Origin of the sequence: Prevotella sp. Rep29, assembly GCF_019551475.1 — a bacterium.
Lineage (GTDB): Bacteria > Bacteroidota > Bacteroidia > Bacteroidales > Bacteroidaceae > Prevotella.
This window is the reverse complement of record NZ_CP047159.1, coordinates 2,275,729-2,294,685: the sequence shown is the minus strand read 5'-3', so window position 1 is coordinate 2,294,685 and position 18,957 is coordinate 2,275,729. Positions and strand designations below refer to the sequence as shown.

The 18,957-nt window shown below is 48.4% G+C and carries 17 protein-coding genes and 5 tRNA genes; 17 read left to right on the top strand and 5 right to left on the bottom strand.

Translation table 11 applies throughout. From position 1 onward, the window contains the following. Window positions 1-310: 310 nt before the first annotated feature. The 5 genes from GRF55_RS09830 to GRF55_RS09810 all read right to left on the bottom strand — a co-directional run bounded on the left by GRF55_RS09830 (window position 311) and on the right by GRF55_RS09810 (window position 5,846). Window positions 311-1,456: a site-specific integrase gene (locus tag GRF55_RS09830; RefSeq protein ID WP_220368236.1), complete on the bottom strand. Its 1,146-nt coding sequence runs from the start codon at window positions 1,454-1,456 to the stop codon at window positions 311-313. A gap of 128 nt (window positions 1,457-1,584) precedes the next feature. After that, a complete protein-coding gene (locus GRF55_RS09825; RefSeq protein ID WP_220368235.1) occupies window positions 1,585-2,556 on the bottom strand; it encodes a helix-turn-helix domain-containing protein in 972 nt (323 codons plus the stop codon). A gap of 348 nt (window positions 2,557-2,904) precedes the next feature. Then, a complete protein-coding gene (locus GRF55_RS09820; RefSeq protein ID WP_220368234.1) occupies window positions 2,905-3,738 on the bottom strand; it encodes a leucine-rich repeat domain-containing protein in 834 nt (277 codons plus the stop codon). 525 nt (window positions 3,739-4,263) lie between these two features. After that, entirely contained in the window at window positions 4,264-4,530 is a 267-nt protein-coding gene (locus tag GRF55_RS09815) for a hypothetical protein (protein WP_220368233.1), read from the bottom strand. 326 nt (window positions 4,531-4,856) lie between these two features. Continuing rightward, window positions 4,857-5,846 (bottom strand): hypothetical protein, encoded by a 990-nt coding sequence (locus tag GRF55_RS09810; RefSeq protein WP_220368232.1) that lies wholly within the window; start codon window positions 5,844-5,846, stop codon window positions 4,857-4,859. A gap of 168 nt (window positions 5,847-6,014) precedes the next feature. Between GRF55_RS09810 and GRF55_RS09805 the strand changes: the two genes are divergently transcribed. The 17 genes from GRF55_RS09805 (at window position 6,015) to rpoB (ending at window position 18,939) form a co-directional block, all read left to right on the top strand. Beyond that, the gene (locus GRF55_RS09805) at window positions 6,015-7,805 is read left to right on the top strand and encodes an aminopeptidase P family protein (protein ID WP_220368231.1); all 1,791 of its coding nucleotides are present in this window, start codon (window positions 6,015-6,017) and stop codon (window positions 7,803-7,805) included. 490 nt (window positions 7,806-8,295) lie between these two features. Further along, window positions 8,296-8,487, top strand: coding sequence for a 30S ribosomal protein S21 (rpsU, locus tag GRF55_RS09800; protein WP_220368230.1), 192 nt, complete (start codon window positions 8,296-8,298; stop codon window positions 8,485-8,487). 75 nt (window positions 8,488-8,562) lie between these two features. Continuing rightward, window positions 8,563-9,456, top strand: a complete 894-nt coding sequence (xerC, locus tag GRF55_RS09795) for a tyrosine recombinase XerC (protein WP_220368229.1) — start codon at window positions 8,563-8,565, stop codon at window positions 9,454-9,456. 27 nt (window positions 9,457-9,483) lie between these two features. After that, window positions 9,484-9,783: a ribosome hibernation-promoting factor, HPF/YfiA family gene (gene hpf, locus GRF55_RS09790; RefSeq protein ID WP_220368228.1), complete on the top strand. Its 300-nt coding sequence runs from the start codon at window positions 9,484-9,486 to the stop codon at window positions 9,781-9,783. 98 nt (window positions 9,784-9,881) lie between these two features. Continuing rightward, window positions 9,882-9,955 (top strand) — tRNA-Thr (locus tag GRF55_RS09785). Window positions 9,956-10,116: 161 nt separating this feature from the next. Then, window positions 10,117-10,199: transfer RNA gene (locus tag GRF55_RS09780), tRNA-Tyr, on the top strand. A 71-nt stretch (window positions 10,200-10,270) separates the two neighbouring features. Further along, window positions 10,271-10,343 (top strand) — tRNA-Gly (locus GRF55_RS09775). 7 nt (window positions 10,344-10,350) lie between these two features. Continuing rightward, window positions 10,351-10,422, top strand: a tRNA-Thr gene (locus GRF55_RS09770). 61 nt (window positions 10,423-10,483) lie between these two features. Next, on the top strand, window positions 10,484-11,677 hold the full coding sequence (gene tuf, locus GRF55_RS09765; RefSeq protein ID WP_220368227.1) for an elongation factor Tu: 1,194 nt from the start codon (window positions 10,484-10,486) through the stop codon (window positions 11,675-11,677). Window positions 11,678-11,770: 93 nt separating this feature from the next. Further along, a tRNA-Trp gene (locus tag GRF55_RS09760) sits at window positions 11,771-11,843 on the top strand. Between the two features lie 21 nt (window positions 11,844-11,864). Beyond that, window positions 11,865-12,056 (top strand): preprotein translocase subunit SecE, encoded by a 192-nt coding sequence (secE, locus tag GRF55_RS09755; RefSeq protein ID WP_220368226.1) that lies wholly within the window; start codon window positions 11,865-11,867, stop codon window positions 12,054-12,056. A gap of 11 nt (window positions 12,057-12,067) precedes the next feature. Further along, window positions 12,068-12,610, top strand: a complete 543-nt coding sequence (gene nusG / locus GRF55_RS09750; protein WP_220368225.1) for a transcription termination/antitermination protein NusG — start codon at window positions 12,068-12,070, stop codon at window positions 12,608-12,610. Between the two features lie 54 nt (window positions 12,611-12,664). Beyond that, entirely contained in the window at window positions 12,665-13,105 is a 441-nt protein-coding gene (rplK, locus tag GRF55_RS09745) for a 50S ribosomal protein L11 (RefSeq protein WP_220368224.1), read from the top strand. A gap of 20 nt (window positions 13,106-13,125) precedes the next feature. After that, the gene (rplA, locus tag GRF55_RS09740; protein WP_220368223.1) at window positions 13,126-13,818 is read left to right on the top strand and encodes a 50S ribosomal protein L1; all 693 of its coding nucleotides are present in this window, start codon (window positions 13,126-13,128) and stop codon (window positions 13,816-13,818) included. 18 nt (window positions 13,819-13,836) lie between these two features. Next, complete coding sequence (gene rplJ / locus GRF55_RS09735; protein WP_220368222.1) at window positions 13,837-14,361, top strand: 50S ribosomal protein L10; 525 nt, start codon at window positions 13,837-13,839, stop codon at window positions 14,359-14,361. Window positions 14,362-14,406: 45 nt separating this feature from the next. Beyond that, window positions 14,407-14,793, top strand: coding sequence for a 50S ribosomal protein L7/L12 (gene rplL / locus GRF55_RS09730; RefSeq protein ID WP_220368221.1), 387 nt, complete (start codon window positions 14,407-14,409; stop codon window positions 14,791-14,793). 333 nt (window positions 14,794-15,126) lie between these two features. Next, the gene (rpoB, locus tag GRF55_RS09725) at window positions 15,127-18,939 is read left to right on the top strand and encodes a DNA-directed RNA polymerase subunit beta (RefSeq protein ID WP_220368220.1); all 3,813 of its coding nucleotides are present in this window, start codon (window positions 15,127-15,129) and stop codon (window positions 18,937-18,939) included. The last annotated feature ends 18 nt before the right edge of the window (window positions 18,940-18,957 follow it).

The window sequence follows — 18,957 nt, the reverse complement described above, 5'->3', positions numbered from 1 at the left end:
CTTTCTTGTTCCTTTTATTATATTGATTTGTACATTTCGGAATTGTCGGTATCTGCCAGAACTCGGCTATGCGATTTCCGATGCAAAGTTACTCCGATTATTCCCGACTGCTCAAAATCTTCCGAAAAATCTGCTCCGTTTTTACATTAGTTTAGGAATTGGTCCTATCGAGTATGAAAAAAGAACCAATAATCATACTATAAAATGTTGATGGACATGACGAATGGGAAAGAAAAAGGGAGAAGCAATGCCCCTCCCCAAAGATGATACATATATATTATAGGTGTCCGATAGAACAAGATGAAAGTCGTTATTGCCCTACGACCTTTAGTTGCACCGTCTTCATCGGTTTGAGCGTGATACGGTTGACGCTCTCGCGCTTGCTCTCGTCAGCCATCGCAGCGTAGATTTGAGTGGTCGAAACGTTTTTGTGACCCAACATGTGCTGAACGGTATAGACGCTTGTTCCTGCATCTACCTGTAGAGAACCGAATGTATGCCTGCTGCAATGAAACGAGATTTTCTTGGTGATGCCAGCAGCTTTCAGCCAGTTCTTCAAAGGTGCCTGGGTCATCTTGTCTGCAAAGCCGACAAAGACGAGGCCAGTTCCTCGCTCACCGATCAGTTCTAAAGCCTCGTCACTGATGGGATTGTTCACCAGTTCCTTGGTTTTCTGCATTCTCAGTGTGACATACATTCCTCCGTCGCCGTATGGCTGTATGTTTTCCCATGTGAGTTGCTTGATATCACTCTTTCGGAGTCCGGTCAGACAGGCAAAGAGAAAGGCGGTCTTTAAGACGGGATATTGGCATGGGGTGTTCGCCAACCTGACAAGTTCATCCTTGGACAAGTGCTCCTTTTCCGTGGGTATGGTGTCAATGCGTTCCAAGAAGCCGTTGGGATTCTCCATAATCTTGTGCTCCCTGTAGGCTGTATGGAGTACGGCACGGAAGGTTGACCAATAGCCTGCCACACTATTGATATGCAGTTTGTGTTCTGTGTGGATAGTCTGAGGTGCAGTCATCAGGTACTCACGGAACTTGTTGCACAGGTCAACGTTGATTTCATCGAAGCGGCACTTGTCATTGCAGAAACGGGCGAAGTGCTTATAGACATGCTGCCACTTGCAATTCTTCTTGTCTGCTTTCAGCTTGAAGTAGGCAAGAAAGTCGCCCTTCATCTTATCACGGTCAAAGAAGTCATACCTTTCATTCACTATGGACTCATAGCGACGGCAGCGGAGGGCTTCTGCCTTCTCGCGCATACGGTCGTTGTAGTCTTTCTCCCGTTGTGACTTCGGCTTGGCATAGATGTAGATACCGAGCGATTCATGGCGCATGACCTTCATGGTAGACTCGTCCCGATAGCCAGGATAGTAGTCGAGATAGAAGGAAAGCTGTTCTCCGCCTTTTATTTTACGTGTGCGGAGGGTCACGGTCTTGCAGATGTTACTCATACTTATATATTTTATTGTTAGTAATCATGGTGGAGCGTTTCTCCACGGGTGCAAAGAAACTCAATGATGACATGCTGATTCCGATTATTTCTAATAATCACTGAATAATCTGTCAATAAGGTAGAAACTCAGAATCCAGAGGGGACCATTCCCACGGATTCTCGTTCTTCCATTACTCTCTCAACGTCTGAACGGAGCAGGAGGTTAAGCCGTCCTACCTTTGTCTTCTCAATGTGCTTCACCTTGACGATGTGGCAGATGTTAGCCTTGGTCAGTCCGTAGAGTTGCTGAACCTGCTCGACGGTGTAGTAGTTATCGTCCTCCAACAAGTCCGTCCGGCGTAGTTCGTCAAAGTGGCTTTGAGAGTAGTAGGTGTGTCCGTACTCTCGTTTACTTGGAATCTTGTGGCGATGGGCATAGGAACGAACTGCCGTAAGGTTGATACCATAGCGGTCTGCCACTTCTTGGGGTGACAGCCAATCGACAATGGCATCTGTGTCTATGGTTGTGCCAAATACTGCATCAATGTGTTTCTTGCTGTAATAGTTCCGTCCAGCTATACGGCACATGGGAATCTGATGACGCTTAGCAGATGCATAAAGCCATGACTGTTTGACCTTGTAAATCTGCTTCACTTCTTCGCCAGAATAATATTCGAGAACTTCATCGGAATATGATGATGTAGATTGGATTTTCTGCTTCTTGTCACCAACAGGTCTCTTTTTCTTTGAAGTGGTATTCTTGGGCTTCGTACAAGGTAGAACACGATTATAAGGGTTTGCATCAAACATCCTTTCGATGTCACTCCTGCGGACAAGAGCCATGCGACTGCTCAGCCGTGAGGCTGGCAACTTCCCTTGCTCAACGAGTTTATAGACATACTGACGGGTGCAGCCTAAAAGGATGGCTGCTTTGGAAAAAGACAAATACTCCTGCTGCTGGAGTACCATCACAGGCTCGACTGCCCGAAGGAAATCCCGTTGTCTCTTTTTCTTGGTTTCCTTCGCTTGCTCGGCACATTCCTCTGAGCAGTACTTCTGCATTCCGTTGTTTGTGGTGAAGACCTTACCACAATAAGCACATTTTCTGGTCTTTGGCATACTTGCGTTATTTATGGGTTCAACATTCCATTTGTTGTACCTCTCCGCAAGTCATCACAAGTAAACTATCGACATCCCTTGTCAACTTTCGCCACGATATTGCTTTTCTCAAAAGCAGGTCATGAATCTGTCAACTCTAGTAATCTATCAGCAACCCTTGTCAACTCTTTCCACGATGTGGCAAAAATAAAGCCTCGTAAATTCCCTGCGGTAGAAATACGTTGCAAATTTATAGGGAATTTCCGAAGCGACCAAAAACAGCTTCTGAAGTGTTAAAATCTAAAAGTGGCTGTAATACAATAGTTTAAGTATGATTAGTTTTCGTTATTCATGGTAGTTTAGAGGTCTCTAAATACATAACATGAACGCAGAACTTCCAATGCTCGTCACGGAGTTAGGAATCTCAATGGATGTCAGACCTGTGCAATTGTAGAACGCATAACCTCCAATAGATTTTACGCTATCCCCCAACACATACTGATTCACTTGCTCGCCGAAAATATCCTTCATCGAAGAAGATGAAGTGTAAGTCTTAGAAGCAATGGCATTACTATTGATAGTGACGGATGTCAGACCGCTGCAACCTGAGAACGCCTTACTTCCTATGCTCGTCACGGAACTGGGGATGGTAATAGATGTCAGACCGCTGCAACCTGAGAACGCCTTACTTCCTATGCTCGTCACGGAGTTGGGGATGGTATATGCTCCTTGTTTCCCACCTGGATAGCAAACCAATTCTGTTTGTGATTTGTTAAACACGACCCCATCTATAGAAGAATAGGCAGTATTATTCTCATCCACATTGATTTCAGTCAGACCGCTGCAATACCCGAACGCCAGAGTTCCAATGCTCGTCACGGAGTTGGGGATGGTCACGGAGGTCAGACCTTTGCAACTTGAGAACGCAGACTCTCCAATGCTCGTCACGGGATAAGTCTCTCCATCATAAGTGACAGATTCAGGGATATTGACCACTCCCGAATACTCATTCGAATATGAAGAAGAACTGCTTCCCCGATAAGAAACCTCAACTTCAGTGCTATTGTTAATACGTTTGTATTTGTAATAGATGGCCTTGCCATCCCCATTCGCTACCGCAAAATCATGGGCGAATGCCTTTGCTCCAACCATGCTCATGAGCACTGCGAGCAGAAATGTAAGTTTAAGTTGTTTTGCTTCCATATGTTATAAATATTATTGTTGTTGATTTTTATTTGTTTGTTCATTTTTTACATGAAAAAAGGCGAGGACCTACTTCTGGCTAATCTGTCAGTGTAGGCTCTCGCATTGCCCGAATCATCAAATTAACAGAAGCGGCACTCACCTTAATGTGATAAGGTAAGAACTGCCACGTGCCGTATTTGAATGATTCAGTTCAATTTGCGAGATTTACACCGATCAAATCAACAGCGTGACGTTAATCACATGTTTTTGCCCTCAATGTCTTGTCGATGCTCCAACTCCGACGGAGTGGGACGACTTTGCAAATCTACAAAAGTTATTTGAGACTGCCAAACATTTCTTGCAAAAAGCGATTTGCCACTTCTGTGTAGGGAGCCCCTCCCTAACTCTCCCCCAAATGGGGAGGGAATGCCTCACGGGAGAATATCCGTGAGAGATTGGCAGTTTGGGCGGATACACCGATCCGCCCCTACGGAGGGCAAATAAACTCTGACCATCATTCTTAACTTTTAATTCACTCTGTTGCTACATGAAGAAAATGCTCGCATTGTCGCTCCCTTCCTTTTCCTTTCGCTCTTTCTCCCTCTGTTCCCTTCTTCTCCATCCTTCTTCGTACTGAATATAGCCGATGCCAAGTCGGTCGCGCCATGTCCAAGGGCGTATCCGGACGCTCCCGCATTTCGGACAACGATTGGGAAAGAAAATGCTGACGTTGTGGTCGGCAATCAGGGAGATTGTGGTGAGATACGTAACCTTAAACTTCTCCCCACATTGTGAACATACGAATGCCATAATTTTATGATTTGGTGTTTTTGTAATTAAAATGTTTCGAATGCAAAGATATGATTATAATCATGAACGCGTATGCGAAAAACGAAAATGTCGAAAAAATGTCGGAAAAGGAAAGCCCCCTCCTAACCTCCCCCCACTGGGGGAGGAATCTGTGAAATCGGCGGAATCTTGGGAGGGCTGGGAATGCTGGGAGGACTGGGAAAGCTGGGAGGACTGAGAGCACTGGGAATCCTGGGAAGGCTGGGAATCCCTAATCATATTTTTTTAATCGTCTTTGACGCTTTTACCAAGCGAAGCGACTAAAAGAATTCTTAACTCTTAACTCTTCATTTTTCGAAAAGGCGTTTGACTTTTTCGCGTATGGGCTTTTCGGCGGGTTCTATTTTGCGCAGGGAGACGTGGCCGCCGTTGCCGCGCGGACTGTGTTTGACGAGGATTCTGTTGATGAGTTTTTCGGGCAGTTCGTAGGCTTTGTTGAGCTGTTCGTAGATAGCGGCGTCATAGTGGTTTTTGTGAAGGGGATTGTTTTTGTTTGGCGGAAAGGTCAGTTCGCCGTTCGAGAATGTGATTAGTCGTGCTGTGAGGCAGTTGAAGAGTGCCTCTTCGAGTGTGAGATGGTTTTTCGGGCGCTTCTGGTTGGCGATGTCGAGCTCCCCTTCGAGCCGTTCGGCGAGATAGGCTCTGATGTCTTCTGCCGTCGGTATTTCGCTTGCTGTCTGGAAGGTGAATTTAGACAGGTGCATTCCATAGAATTTTCTTATGATGTCGGCTTCGTGCAGCCCTGCCGCTCTCAGCTCTTTGCTGTTGGCGAGTGCGTCGTGCAGCGGCTTGGTCCATGCGTAGATAACCTGCGGCTTGAGTTCTTCGAGCAGCGCCATGAGGGCAGGAATCTCTGCCCGATATTCCCGTTCGTTTCCCCGGTAGGGCTTGGGTGTGAGGTGTTGGCGATAGTGCTGGAAGAAGTTGAAGAAGGCGACATGTTCCCAGAAGTCCTTTTTCTGTTGCTCGTCGATGCTGTCTTCGGCTTGGAGCATGTAGCGTGTGAAGTAGGAGTGTGTGGGATATTTGAACCCGTCTTGTGGCATCGGGTCGAGAAACGAGTCCATCTCGAGGCTGTTGGCTTCGCGCAGTTCGTAGTCGGGCTGATGCAGGCAGACGTCCATCTGGCGAATGCCGTCGGGCGAGGTGCAGCGTCCGTAGGCGGGGCAGTCGGGATAGAGGCACACCTGATGGACGCCGAGCACCAGCGTGCGCCGCCCGTCCAGTCCCTCTTCGTAGTGTTTGCCCACTCTCGGTTTGAAGTAGTATGCTGCCATGTGTCTTTCTTCTGTCCTGCAAATATCGTGAAAAAAATCCGTAGCAGCAACATTTTGCGGTCGAAATTATGGGTGAAAAGGGTGGTGGGGCGGTGAAAAAGGTCGCCGCCTTTCGCTTTTTTCGGAATTATGTGTTATATTTGCGAACAGAAATTTAACGGAAAGACTATGAAAGAAACGATTAGTAACCGCCTGGCTGCCGTGCGCGAGGTGATGCGCCGCGAGCATCTGGCAGCATTTGTTTTCCCCAGTACCGACCCCCACAACAGCGAGTATGTGCCCGACCATTGGAAGGGTCGTGAGTGGATTTCGGGCTTCGACGGCTCGGCTGGTACGGCAGTCGTGACGATGACGAGTGCCGCGCTATGGACCGATTCGCGCTATTTCATCGCTGCCGCCGAGCAGTTGGGTGGCACGGAGTTTGTGTTGATGAAGGAGCGTCTGCCCGAAACGCCGACCGTGGCGCAGTGGCTCGGTGAGCAGCTGCGCGACAGCGACTCGAAGGAAGTGGGCATCGACGGCATGACCTGTGCCTACAGCATGGTGGAAGGGTTGATCGGTGAGCTGCGGAAGGCTGGCGGACTCACGCTGCGCACCAATCTCGACATCCTCGCGCAGGTGTGGACCGACCGTCCGTCCGTGCCGCTGAACGAGGTGGTGGTGCAACCGCTGAACCTTGCGGGAGAGCCGGCACGCGAGAAAATCAGCCGCATCCGGCAGGCGCTGCGCGGGCAGCATGCTGACGGAATGCTCGTCACGGCGCTCGACGACATCGCCTGGACGCTCAACCTGCGGGGTAGCGACGTGCACTGCAATCCCGTCTTCGTAGCCTATCTGCTCATCTCCTCGACGAAAGCGACACTCTTCGTTGACCGCAGGAAGCTGACCGCCGAGGCGCTTGCCAGCCTGAAAGAGGCGGGAATCGACGTGGACGACTACGGGAATGTGCAGAAAGGGCTGAAGGACTATTTCGAATATAACATCCTGCTCGACCCCGACAGCGTCAACTATACACTCTACAAAGCCGCTTCCAGTCACCGCGTCGTGGCTGCTGCATCGCCCGTGCCGGCGATGAAAGCCGTAAAGAACGATGCCGAGATAGCGGGTTTTCATGAGGCGATGCTCCGCGACGGCATCGCTATGGTGAAGTTCCTGAAATGGCTGAAGCCTGCCGTCGCACAAGGGGGGCAGACGGAAATGAGCATCGTACGGCGACTCTATGAACTGCGCAGCGAGCAACCGCTGTTCCGCGACATCTCGTTCGACACGATTGCTGCCTATCAGGAGCACGGCGCCATCGTGCACTACGAACCCACCGAGGCGACCGACATGCCGCTGAAAGCGGAGGGGCTGCTGCTCATAGACAGTGGCGCGCAGTATCAAAACGGTACGACCGACATCACGCGAACCGTCGCACTCGGACCGTTGACCGAAGAGCAGCGACGCGTCTATACGCTCGTGCTGAAAGGACACATCCAACTCGACATGCTGACCTTCCCCGACGGTGCCAGCGGCACACAGCTCGACGCCCTGGCGCGCAAGGATATGTGGGCAGAGGGGTACAACTATCTGCACGGCACGGGACACGGCGTGGGCAGCTACCTCAACGTGCACGAGGGACCGCACCAGATTCGCATGGAGTATCGCCCGGCACCGCTGCATGCCGGCATGACCGTCACCGACGAGCCGGGCATCTATCTCGAGGGGCAGTTCGGCGTGCGCATCGAAAACACCCTGCTCATCACGCCCTTCAAGGAGACCGCCTTCGGCAAGTTCCTGCGGTTCGAAGCGCTGACACTCTGTCCCATCGACACGGAACCTATCGTGCGCGAGATGATGACCGACGAGGAGGTGCAGTGGCTCAACAGCTACCACCACCGTGTGCGTGAAGCCCTCTCGCCCCACCTCAGCGACGAGGAGCGGGCATGGCTCGACGAGGCGACGAAGGCAATTGGATGACCGCCGGAAACGCCCGTCGGAGCCGTGTATAAATATGCGGGGAGAACTGTATAAATATAACACCTCAACTTTCGTTTTCCAAAAGTTCAACTTTTAGCTTGCAAAAGTGGCACTTTTAGCTCCTAAAAGTTCCCCTTTTGGAACGCAAAAGTTGCCCTTTTGCAAACCGCTGATATACAGCTTGTTGCGACGGTGTTTTCCGACGACTCTTTTTGCATATATATACAAAATGCGGCAGACGAGGGATTGCTCGGAAATGGAGCGGCTGGATGTGTTTCAGATGAAGACTGCAGTCAGTGCGCCGGTTCTTTTATTCCGCCACGCTGCGTCCGTTGAGTGCGCCTTTTGGCAGTTTGTCTTCATGCAGCGGCAACAAAAAAGCAGGCAAATATTTGGATATTTGGGAAAAAGGATGTAATTTTGCACCCACATTTCGCAAAATGTGCGATTGTGAACAAGAAGTTGAACTAAAATTTAAAAACAAAAAAGCATGATTATTGTACCAGTAAAAGATGGCGAGAACATCGAGAGAGCCTTGAAGAAATTCAAGAGAAAATACGAAAAAACAGGTGTCGTAAAAGAACTCCGCAGACGTCAGCAGTACGATAAGCCATCTGTTTTGAAGCGACTCAAGATGGAACGCGCTATCTACGTGCAGAAACTCCGCGCCGCAGAAGACTAAAAAACGTCGGCAAAATTTGGTGGTTCGGAATTTTCTTCGTATATTCGTTGCCAAATAAGAGCGTCTGGCACCGATATGATAGATAAATTTCTGAACTATTTGCGCTACGAGCGGAACTGCTCTGCACTGACTGTGCGAAATTATGGCAAAGACCTCAAAGCTTTTGAGGCGTATTTCAGAAATCTGAGCGATGAACTCTCCTGGCAGACGGTGGACTCCGATGTGATTCGCGACTGGATGGAGAGCATGATGGATAAAGGAAACAAAGCGACTTCGGTCAACAGACGGCTGAGCGCATTGCGTTCCTTTTTTCGTTTTGCACTCGCCAGACATCTCGTGGAGAGCGACCCGTCACACAAGGTGATGGCACCGAAAAAGACGAAGCCGCTGCCACAGTTCCTCAAGGAACGGGAGATGGATGAGCTGTTCAAGGATGAGATGTGGACAGACGAATATAAAGATGTACGCGCGCGTACTATATTATTATTGTTCTACTCCACAGGCATCCGGCTCGCAGAACTGGTCGGGCTCAATGATGAGGACGTGCACTTCACGAGCAGGGAAGTCAAGGTGACCGGCAAGCGAAACAAACAGCGCATCGTGCCGTTCGGCGACGAACTTGACCACGTGCTGCGCAGTTATATGGAATGCCGCGACAGGAAAGTGGCGAGAAAGACCGACGGACTGTTCCTCACGGAGAAAGGCATGCGGATGACCGACAGTCAGGTGAGGGACGAGGTGCGGAAACACCTCAGTCGCGTATCGACCCTGAAGAAACGGACACCGCACGTGCTGCGACACACCTTCGCCACGGCGATGCTCAACCATGAGGCAGGAATCGGAAGCGTGCAGAAGCTGCTCGGGCATGAAAACCTGAACACCACGCAGATCTATACGCACACGACGTTTGAACAACTGAAAGAAGTTTACGGGAAAGCCCACCCACGGGCGAACCATAATGAAAAGTAAAACATAACCTAAAAACAGGAGGTACTTATGGAAATCAACATTAAAGCAATTCGTTTCGACGCAACAGAGAAACTGGAAGCGTTCATCCAGAAGAAAGTTGAAAAACTTCAGAAAACGTATGAAGATATCCAGAGCATTGACGTGCAGCTGAAAGTGGTGAAGCCGGCATCGGCGATGAACAAAGAGACGAGCCTGACGGTGGCAGTGCCCGGACAGAAACTTTTCGTGGAGAAAACATGCGACACGTTTGAGGAAAGTGTGGACCAATGCGTGGACTCAATGAAGACACAATTGTCAAAATTTAAAGAAAAACAGCGCAACAGATAAAAAAAAGACTGAAAAATTTTGGTGATTGAAAAATAATGCCTATCTTTGCAGCCGCTTTATGATGTATGGAATCGCATGCCGGACGGCTGCAAAGATATGCCTCTTTAGCTCAGTTGGCCAGAGCACGTGATTTGTAATCTCGGGGTCGTTGGTTCGAATCCGACAAGAGGCTCAAAGATTCATCAATGCGGCGATGGAAGCTTGCTTACAAAAGTGGCAAAGATGAAGATTTGAAAGTCTGCCTGCGGCAGGCAATCGGATATCTAATCCGACAAGAGGCTCAAAGATTCATCAATGCGCGATTTGTTCAGACATCGAAAAGCGCAAAAGAATGGGTGGTTACCAGAGTGGCCAAATGGGGCAGACTGTAAATCTGCTGTCTTTCGACTTCGGTGGTTCGAATCCATCACCACCCACTCAGTAGGAAATGCGGGTCTTCACGACTGTGAATGGCGTAACACAAACAGTGACAGAAGAACCGTTTAATGCGGAAATAGCTCAGTTGATAGAGCACTAGCCTTCCAAGCTGGGGGTCGCGGGTTTGAGCCCCGTTTTCCGCTCTCACTTGCTGTAATAGCTCAGTGGTAGAGCACTTCCTTGGTAAGGAAGAGGTCCTGAGTTCAACTCTCAGTTACAGCTCTACTTGTTTTTTAGAAGCAGAAAATTTCGATTATTCATTTAAATATAAATACGAAAAGCTATGGCTAAAGAGAATTTTGTGCGTACCAAACCGCACGTAAACATTGGTACTATCGGTCACGTTGACCATGGTAAGACAACTTTGACGGCAGCTATCACGAAAGTTTTGGCTGAGAAGATTGAGGCTAACAAAGACAAGGTTAAGTCTTTCGATCAGATTGACAACGCTCCGGAAGAAAAAGAGCGTGGTATCACTATCAACACTGCACACGTTGAATACGAAACAGAAAAGCGTCACTACGCACACGTTGACTGTCCGGGACACGCCGACTATGTGAAGAACATGGTAACTGGTGCTGCTCAGATGGACGGTGCTATCCTCGTAGTTGCTGCAACTGACGGTCCGATGCCTCAGACACGTGAGCACGTCCTGCTCGCTCGTCAGGTGAACGTTCCCCGTCTGGTTGTGTTCCTGAACAAGTGCGACATGGTTGAGGATGAGGAAATGCTCGAACTCGTTGAGATGGAAGTACAGGAAATCCTCGGTCAGTATGAATTCGAAGATGATACGCCTATCATCCGCGGTTCTGCACTCGGTGCACTGAACGGTGTTGCTAAGTGGGAAGATAAAGTAATGGAACTGATGAACACTTGCGACGAGTGGATTCAGGAGCCTCCGCGCGATACAGAGAAACCGTTCTTGATGCCTGTTGAGGACGTGTTCTCAATCACAGGTCGTGGTACTGTTGCTACTGGCCGTATCGAGACTGGTGTGATCCACGTAGGTGACGAAGTTGAACTGCTCGGTCTTGGTGAAGATAGAAAGTCTGTCGTTACTGGTGTTGAAATGTTCCGCAAGTTGCTCGACGAAGGTCAGGCTGGTGACAACGTAGGTCTGTTGCTCCGTGGCGTTGACAAGAACGAGATCAAGCGCGGTATGGTGCTCTGCCATCCGGGTCAGATCAAGCCTTTCAAGCGCTTCAAGGCTTCTATCTACGTATTGAAGAAGGAAGAAGGTGGACGTCACACTCCGTTCGGAAACAAATATCGTCCTCAGTTCTACCTCCGTACAATGGACTGTACAGGTGAAATTACTCTGCCGGAAGGCGTTGAGATGGTAATGCCTGGTGACAACGTAGAGATTCAGGTTGAGCTGATCTATGCTGTTGCTCTGAACAAGGGTCTGCGCTTCGCTATCCGTGAGGGTGGTCGTACCGTAGGTTCTGGTCAGATTACAGAGGTTTACGAAGACTAAAAACTGATTTCCGACAGTGAGGGCAGCCTCTGCCCGGATGTCGGACAGTACAGATAAGTCATCAAAACTCCCGTCTTCGGGCGGGAGTTTTCTACGGGAATAGCTCAGTTGGTAGAGCATCGGTCTCCAAAACCGAGGGTCGTGGGTTCGAGTCCTCCTTCCCGTGCAAGAATTGAAAGTTTCAATTATGTTCAAAAAAATAGTAAACTATTGCAAGGCATGTTATGATGAACTTGCGCATAAAACTACATGGCCAACTCGTCGCGAGCTGACCCACAGTGCAGTGGTTGTTTTATCTGCTTCCCTTATCATTGCATTGGTGGTGTTCGCGATGGACTCCGTGTTTAGGTTTGTGATGAGTACGATTTATCCAGGTTAAATTGCAAGAAAATGGCTGAAACAAGGAAGAATTGGTATGTGCTGCGTGCTGTCAGCGGAAAAGAAGCTAAGGTGAAAGAATACATTGAGGCGGAGATGAAACACAATCCGTTGATTACCGCTCATGTGTTCCAAGTCTTGATTCCCACGCAGAAGCAGGCAACTACCCGTGACGGGAAAAGAGTAATCAAGGAAAAAGTCTCTCTGCCCGGCTATGTCCTTGTGGAGGCGGAACTCGTTGGCGACGTGGCGCACACGCTGCGCTTCATGCCTAATGTGTTAGGTTTTCTTGGCGGTCTGGATAAACCTTCTCCGGTAAAGCAATCCGACATCAACCGTATGCTTGGCAATGCAGATGAAGCTGAATTGGATGACAGTATGGACATCCCCTATTCAGTGGATGATGCGGTCAAGGTGACGGATGGTCCATTCAACGGTTTCAGTGGCGTCATCGAAGAGGTGAACACCGAGAAACGCAAGTTGAAAGTGATGGTTAAAATCTTCGGACGTAAAACTCCGTTGGAACTAAGTTTTATGCAAGTTGAAAAGGAGTAAGCGTATTGTTACGGATGCGTTTGTTCTTTTATAATCAAACTAATTATTAACAAAATGGCTAAAGAAGTTGCTGGATTAATCAAATTACAGATTAGAGGTGGCGCTGCAAATCCCTCTCCTCCCGTAGGTCCCGCTCTGGGTTCGAAGGGAATCAACATCATGGGATTCTGCAAGGAGTTCAACGCCAGAACCCAGGATAAGGCAGGAAAAGTGCTTCCTGTTGTTATCACTTACTACACCGACAAATCATTCAGCTTCATTATCAAGACACCTCCTGCAGCTGTCCAGTTGATGGAAGCAGCAAAGGTGAAAGGCGGTTCGCCGGAGCCTAACCGTAAGAAAGTCGCTTCCGTGACTTGGGATCAGGTGCGTGCAATCGCTGAGGATAAAATGACAGACTTGAACTGTTTCACAGTAGAGTCAGCCATGAAGCTCATTGCCGGTACAGCAAGAAGTATGGGTATTACTGTAAAAGGGGATTTCCCTGGTAAATAATTAAAAACTTCAATTAGAAAATGAGTAAACTGACAAAAAATCAAAAATCAGTAGCCGATAAGATTGAAGCAGGGAAAGCATACTCCTTGAAGGAAGCAACCGAGTTGGTTAAGGAAATCACCACGACCAAGTTCGATGCTTCTTTGGATATTGACGTGCGCTTAGGCGTGGATCCGCGTAAAGCCAACCAGATGGTTCGTGGCGTTGTGTCGCTGCCGAACGGAACTGGTAAGGTGACGCGTGTCTTGTGTCTTTGCACACCAGATGCTGAAGCTGCTGCAAAAGAAGCAGGTGCTGACTATGTTGGTCTTGACGAGTATATCGAAAAGATCAAAGGTGGATGGACAGACGTTGATGTTATCATCACGATGCCCTCTTGTATGGGTAAACTCGGTCCGTTGGGCCGTGTGCTCGGTCCGCGCGGACTGATGCCGAACCCAAAGAGTGGTACTGTAACTATGGATGTTGCCAAGGCAGTGAAGGAAGTGAAGCAAGGAAAGATTGATTTCAAAGTCGATAAGGCAGGAATCATTCACACTTCAATCGGTAAGGTATCGTTTACACCGGAGCAGATCTATCAGAATGCAAAGGAGTTTATCGCTACCGTCATCAAGCTGAAGCCTGCTGCCGCAAAAGGTACGTATATCAAGAGTATCTTTATTTCGAGCACAATGAGTAAGGGTATCAAAGTTGATCCAAAGACCGTTGAATAACTCTAAACTGCGTGTAAAATGAAAAAGGAAGTAAAAGATACAATCATTGCAAGTCTTGGTGAGAAACTCAAAGAGTATCCGCATTTCTATCTGGTTGACGTGACCGGACTGAATGCAGCCGATACGAGCGACCTTCGCCGCAAATGCTTTAAGAACGACATCAAAATGACCGTTGTGAAGAATACGCTTCTTCACAAAGCATTCGAGGCAAGCGAACTGGATTTCGAACCTTTGTATGATACACTGAAAGGCAATATCGCTCTGATGTTTAGCCAGACGGCAAACGTTCCGGCAAAATTGCTGAAAGAGTATAAGGATAAGAAAAAGGAGGTTCCGGCGCTGAAGGCTGCCTATGCAGAAGAAGGATTCTTCGTAGGAGCTGACAAACTGGATGAACTCTGTTCTATCAAGAGCAAGAATGAACTCATCGCCGATGTCGTGGCTATGCTGGAGGCACCGATGCAGAGCGTTCTTTCTGCTCTGGATTCAGGCGCAAACACCATTCACGGTGTGCTTGAGACATTGAGCAAGCGTGCTGAGTAAATTTAGTTAAACAATTATTAAAAAACAATTTAAAAACAAATAAAAATGGCAGATATTAAAGCTATTGCTGAAGAGTTGGTAGCTCTTTCAGTGAAGGAAGTACAAGAGTTGAAAACAATCCTCAAGGATGAATATGGAATCGAGCCTGCTGCTGCAGCTGTTGCTGTTGCTGCTGGTCCTGCTGCTGGTGGCGCTGCTGCTGGTGGTGCAGCTGAGGAGAAGACTGAATTCAATGTGGTTCTCGCAGAAGTTGGCGACAACAAGTTGAAGGTTGTTAAGGCTGTTAAGGAAGCTTGCGGTCTTGGTCTGAAAGAGGCTAAAGATCTCGTTGACGGTGCTCCTTCTACTCTGAAGGAAGGCATGTCTAAGGACGAGGCTGAAAACCTGAAGAAACTCCTCGAGGCTGAGGGTGCTAAGATTGAATTGAAGTAATCGAACCCCACGGTTCAAACAGCACGAGGGCCGCTCTCCCTGAGAGAAATAACGGTCCTGTGCTGACATGTGATAGATTTGGTTAGGATTTTCCCAGTCGGAGAGTCCTAACCATTTTGTGTCTTTCACAAGAGCGACAGTCCGTGTAGAATCAACGGGCGGAAATCGGCACTTCATCAGATAACGCAAAAGAATGAAGGAGTAATGCAGTCATAATATATCGTGCATGGCGAGTTGACGCAATAAGCATTCCATGTACTATATATTATTACGTGAAGAAACGCTCACAAAGATACAACATGACGAAATAAAAAACGCTAACAAATTAAATATATGGCTTCAAAAATTGTTGATAAAAGAGTAAATTTTGCCAGCGTTAAAAATCCAATGCCCTTCCCGGATTTCCTGGATGTGCAGCTAAAGTCGTTCAAAGACTTTTTGCAATTGGATACTCCACCGGAGGAACGCAAGAACGACGGCTTGTATAAGGTTTTCTCGGAGAATTTCCCGATAACCGATACACGCAACCAGTATGAACTGACCTTCTTGGACTACTTCATCGACCCCCCTCGCTATTCTATCGAGGAGTGTCTGGAGCGCGGTCTTACGTATAGCGTGCCGCTCAAAGCCAAGATGCATCTTGAATGTAAAGACGAAGACCACGTTGACTTTGCAGCGATTACCTCCGACGTCTTTTTGGGTACCATCCCATACATGACAGACAACGGTACGTTTATTATCAATGGTGCCGAGCGCGTAGTCGTATCACAGTTGCACCGTTCTCCCGGCGTGTTCTTCGGACAGGGCGTCCATGCGAATGGTACGGTGCTGTATTCAGCGCGCATTATTCCTTTCAAAGGTTCATGGATAGAATTTGCTACGGACATCAACAATGTGATGTATGCATACATTGACCGTAAGAAGAAATTGCCAGTTACCACTTTGCTTCGTGCCATTGGCTTTGAGCAAGATAAGGATATCCTCCAGATATTCGACCTTGCTGAAGAGGTGAAAGTCAATAAGAAAAACCTGAAAGCAGCCATCGGTCGCAAACTTGCTGCACGTGTGCTGAAAAGTTGGAACGAAGACTTCGTGGATGAGGATACCGGTGAGGTTGTGTCTATCGAGCGTAATGAAATATTGATGGACCGTGAGACCGAAATTACGAAGGAGAATGTGGAGGAGATTCTTGAAAGTGGAGCCTCGTCTATCCTCTTGCATAAAGATGCGGAGATGGCAAATAAATATGCCATCATCTTCAATACTCTGGCGAAAGACCCGAGTAATTCCGAGAAAGAGGCAGTTGTGTATATCTATCACCAGTTGCGCAACGCCGACCCGGCAGATGATGCAAGTGCACGTGAGGTCATCCAGAACCTCTTCTTCTCCGATAAGCGATATGACTTGGGTGAAGTGGGACGCTATCGCATCAACAAGAAGTTGGGACTCGATACAGAAATGGATGTTCGTATCCTGACCAAGGAAGACATTATCGAAATTATCAAATATCTCATTCAGTTGGTGAACTCCAACGCAACGGTAGATGATATTGACCACCTGTCTAACCGCCGTGTACGTACAGTCGGCGAGCAGTTGAGCAACCAGTTCTCTATCGGTCTGGCACGTATGAGCCGCACCATCCGTGAGCGTATGAATGTTCGCGACAATGAGGTGTTTACTCCGACTGACCTGATTAATGCGAAGACTATTTCGAGCGTAATCAATTCGTTCTTCGGAACCAATCCGCTTTCTCAGTTCATGGACCAGACCAACCCGTTGGCAGAGGTGACACACAAGCGTCGTCTTTCGGCATTGGGTCCTGGAGGTCTGTCAAGAGATCGCGCCGGATTCGAAGTGCGTGACGTTCACTACACCCATTATGGTCGTCTGTGTCCGATTGAGAGCCCTGAAGGTCCGAACATCGGTCTGATATCATCGCTCTGCGTCTATGCGACCATCAATGAACTTGGCTTTATTGAGACACCGTATCGCAATGTCAAGAACAGTAAGGTGGACCTTAAGAACGAACACGTGGTTTATCTGACCGCAGAAGAAGAGCAGGAGCATATCATCGGACAGGGAAATGCGCCGTTGAAGAGCGATGGAAGTTTCATCCGCGACGTGGTGAAATGTCGTTTGGATGCCGACTTCCCCGTAGTTCCGCCTTCAGAAGTGAGCCTGATGGACGTGTCTCCTCAGCAGATTGCTTCTGTGTCGGCAGCCTTGATTCCTTTCTTGGAGCACGATGACGGTCACCGTGCGTTGATGGGATGTAACATGATGCGCCAGGCAGTGCCTCTGCTTCACAATGACGCCCCCATCGTGGGAACAGGTATCGAGCGTCAGGTTTGTGTTGACTCCCGTACGATGATTGTTGCAGAAGGAGATGGTGTCATCGAGTATGTAGATGCTACGACAATCCGCATTCTGTATGACCGCACGGAGGAGGAAGAATTCGTCAGCTTCGAGCCGGCATTGAAAGAATATCGCATACCGAAGTTCCGTCGCACGAACCAGAATATGGTTATTGACCTTCGTCCTATATGTAATAAAGGTGACCGTGTCCAGAAAGGTGACATCCTGACAGAAGGTTATGCAACGGAGAATGGAGAGTTGGCTCTCGGTCGCAACCTGTTGGTGGCTTATATGCCTTGGAAGGGTTACAACTATGAGGATGCCATCGTGCTCTCAGAGCGTCTGGTCCGTGATGATGTCCTGACCTCAGTGCATGTAGATGAATATTCTCTGGATGTACGTGAGACCAAGCGAGGAATGGAAGAATTCACACCGGATATTCCAAATGTGAGCGAGGAAGCAACAAAAGACTTGGATGACAATGGTATCATCCGTGTCGGTGCACGCGTTGAGCCGGGTGACATCATGATTGGTAAAATCTCACCGAAGGGCGAGAGCGATCCTTCACCAGAGGAAAAACTGCTCCGTGCCATCTTCGGTGACAAGGCAGGTGATGTGAAAGACTCTTCACTAAAAGCAAATCCTTCGCTTTCGGGTGTCGTTATCGATAAGAAACTCTTCTCCCGTGCCATAAAGACACGTGAGTCGAAGAAGCAAGACAAAATCATACTTGCCAAGATTGACGAGGAGTACGAGGCAAAGAACAACGACTTGAAAGACATTCTCGTTGATAAATTGTTGAAACTGACGAAGGGCAAGACCTCGCAGGGAGTGAAAGATTATACAGGCGCTGAGATTATCGCCAAAAAGGCTAAATTCACGGCAGCCAAGCTGAAGAACCTTGATTTTGAAGGTGTTCAGTCAAACGACTGGACTGGAGATGAGCATACGAATGAATTGATTTCGAAGTTGATTATGAATTATATCCGCAAGTACAAACTTCTGGATGCGGAGAAGAAACGTCGGAATCTGTCTATCACCATCGGTGACGAGTTGCCTTCAGGTATCCTTCAGATGGCAAAGGTCTATATCGCAAAGAAGCGTAAGATTGGTGTCGGTGATAAGTTGGCAGGTCGCCATGGTAATAAAGGTATCGTTTCTAAGGTTGTTCGTCAGGAAGACATGCCGTTCCTTGAGGATGGTCGTCCCGTTGACTTGGTGCTCAACCCGTTGGGCGTGCCTTCACGTATGAACCTTGGTCAGATTTTCGAGGCAATCCTTGGTGCTGCAGGAAAACGTCTGGGCGTGAAGTTTGCTACACCGATTTTCGACGGCGCCAAGTTGGAGGACCTCTCGGAATGGACTGACAAAGCAGGTCTTCCCCGTTTGTGTTCAACGCGTCTTTATGACGGTGAAACAGGTGAGCAATTCGACCAGCCGGCAACAGTGGGTATAACCTACTTCCTGAAGCTCGGCCACATGGTTGAAGATAAGATGCACTCCCGTTCGATTGGACCGTACTCGCTCATTACCCAGCAGCCGCTTGGTGGTAAGGCACAGTTCGGTGGACAGCGTTTCGGTGAGATGGAGGTTTGGGCTCTTGAGGCATTTGGTGCCAGCCATGTTCTTCAGGAGATTCTTACAATCAAGTCGGATGATACGGCAGGCCGTTCTAAGGCTTATGAAGCAATTGTCAAGGGAGAAGCGATGCCTACGGCAGGAATCCCCGAATCACTCAATGTATTGCTCCATGAACTTCGCGGTCTTGGCCTGAGTGTCAAACTTGACTAAGAATGTTATTTAAGGAAT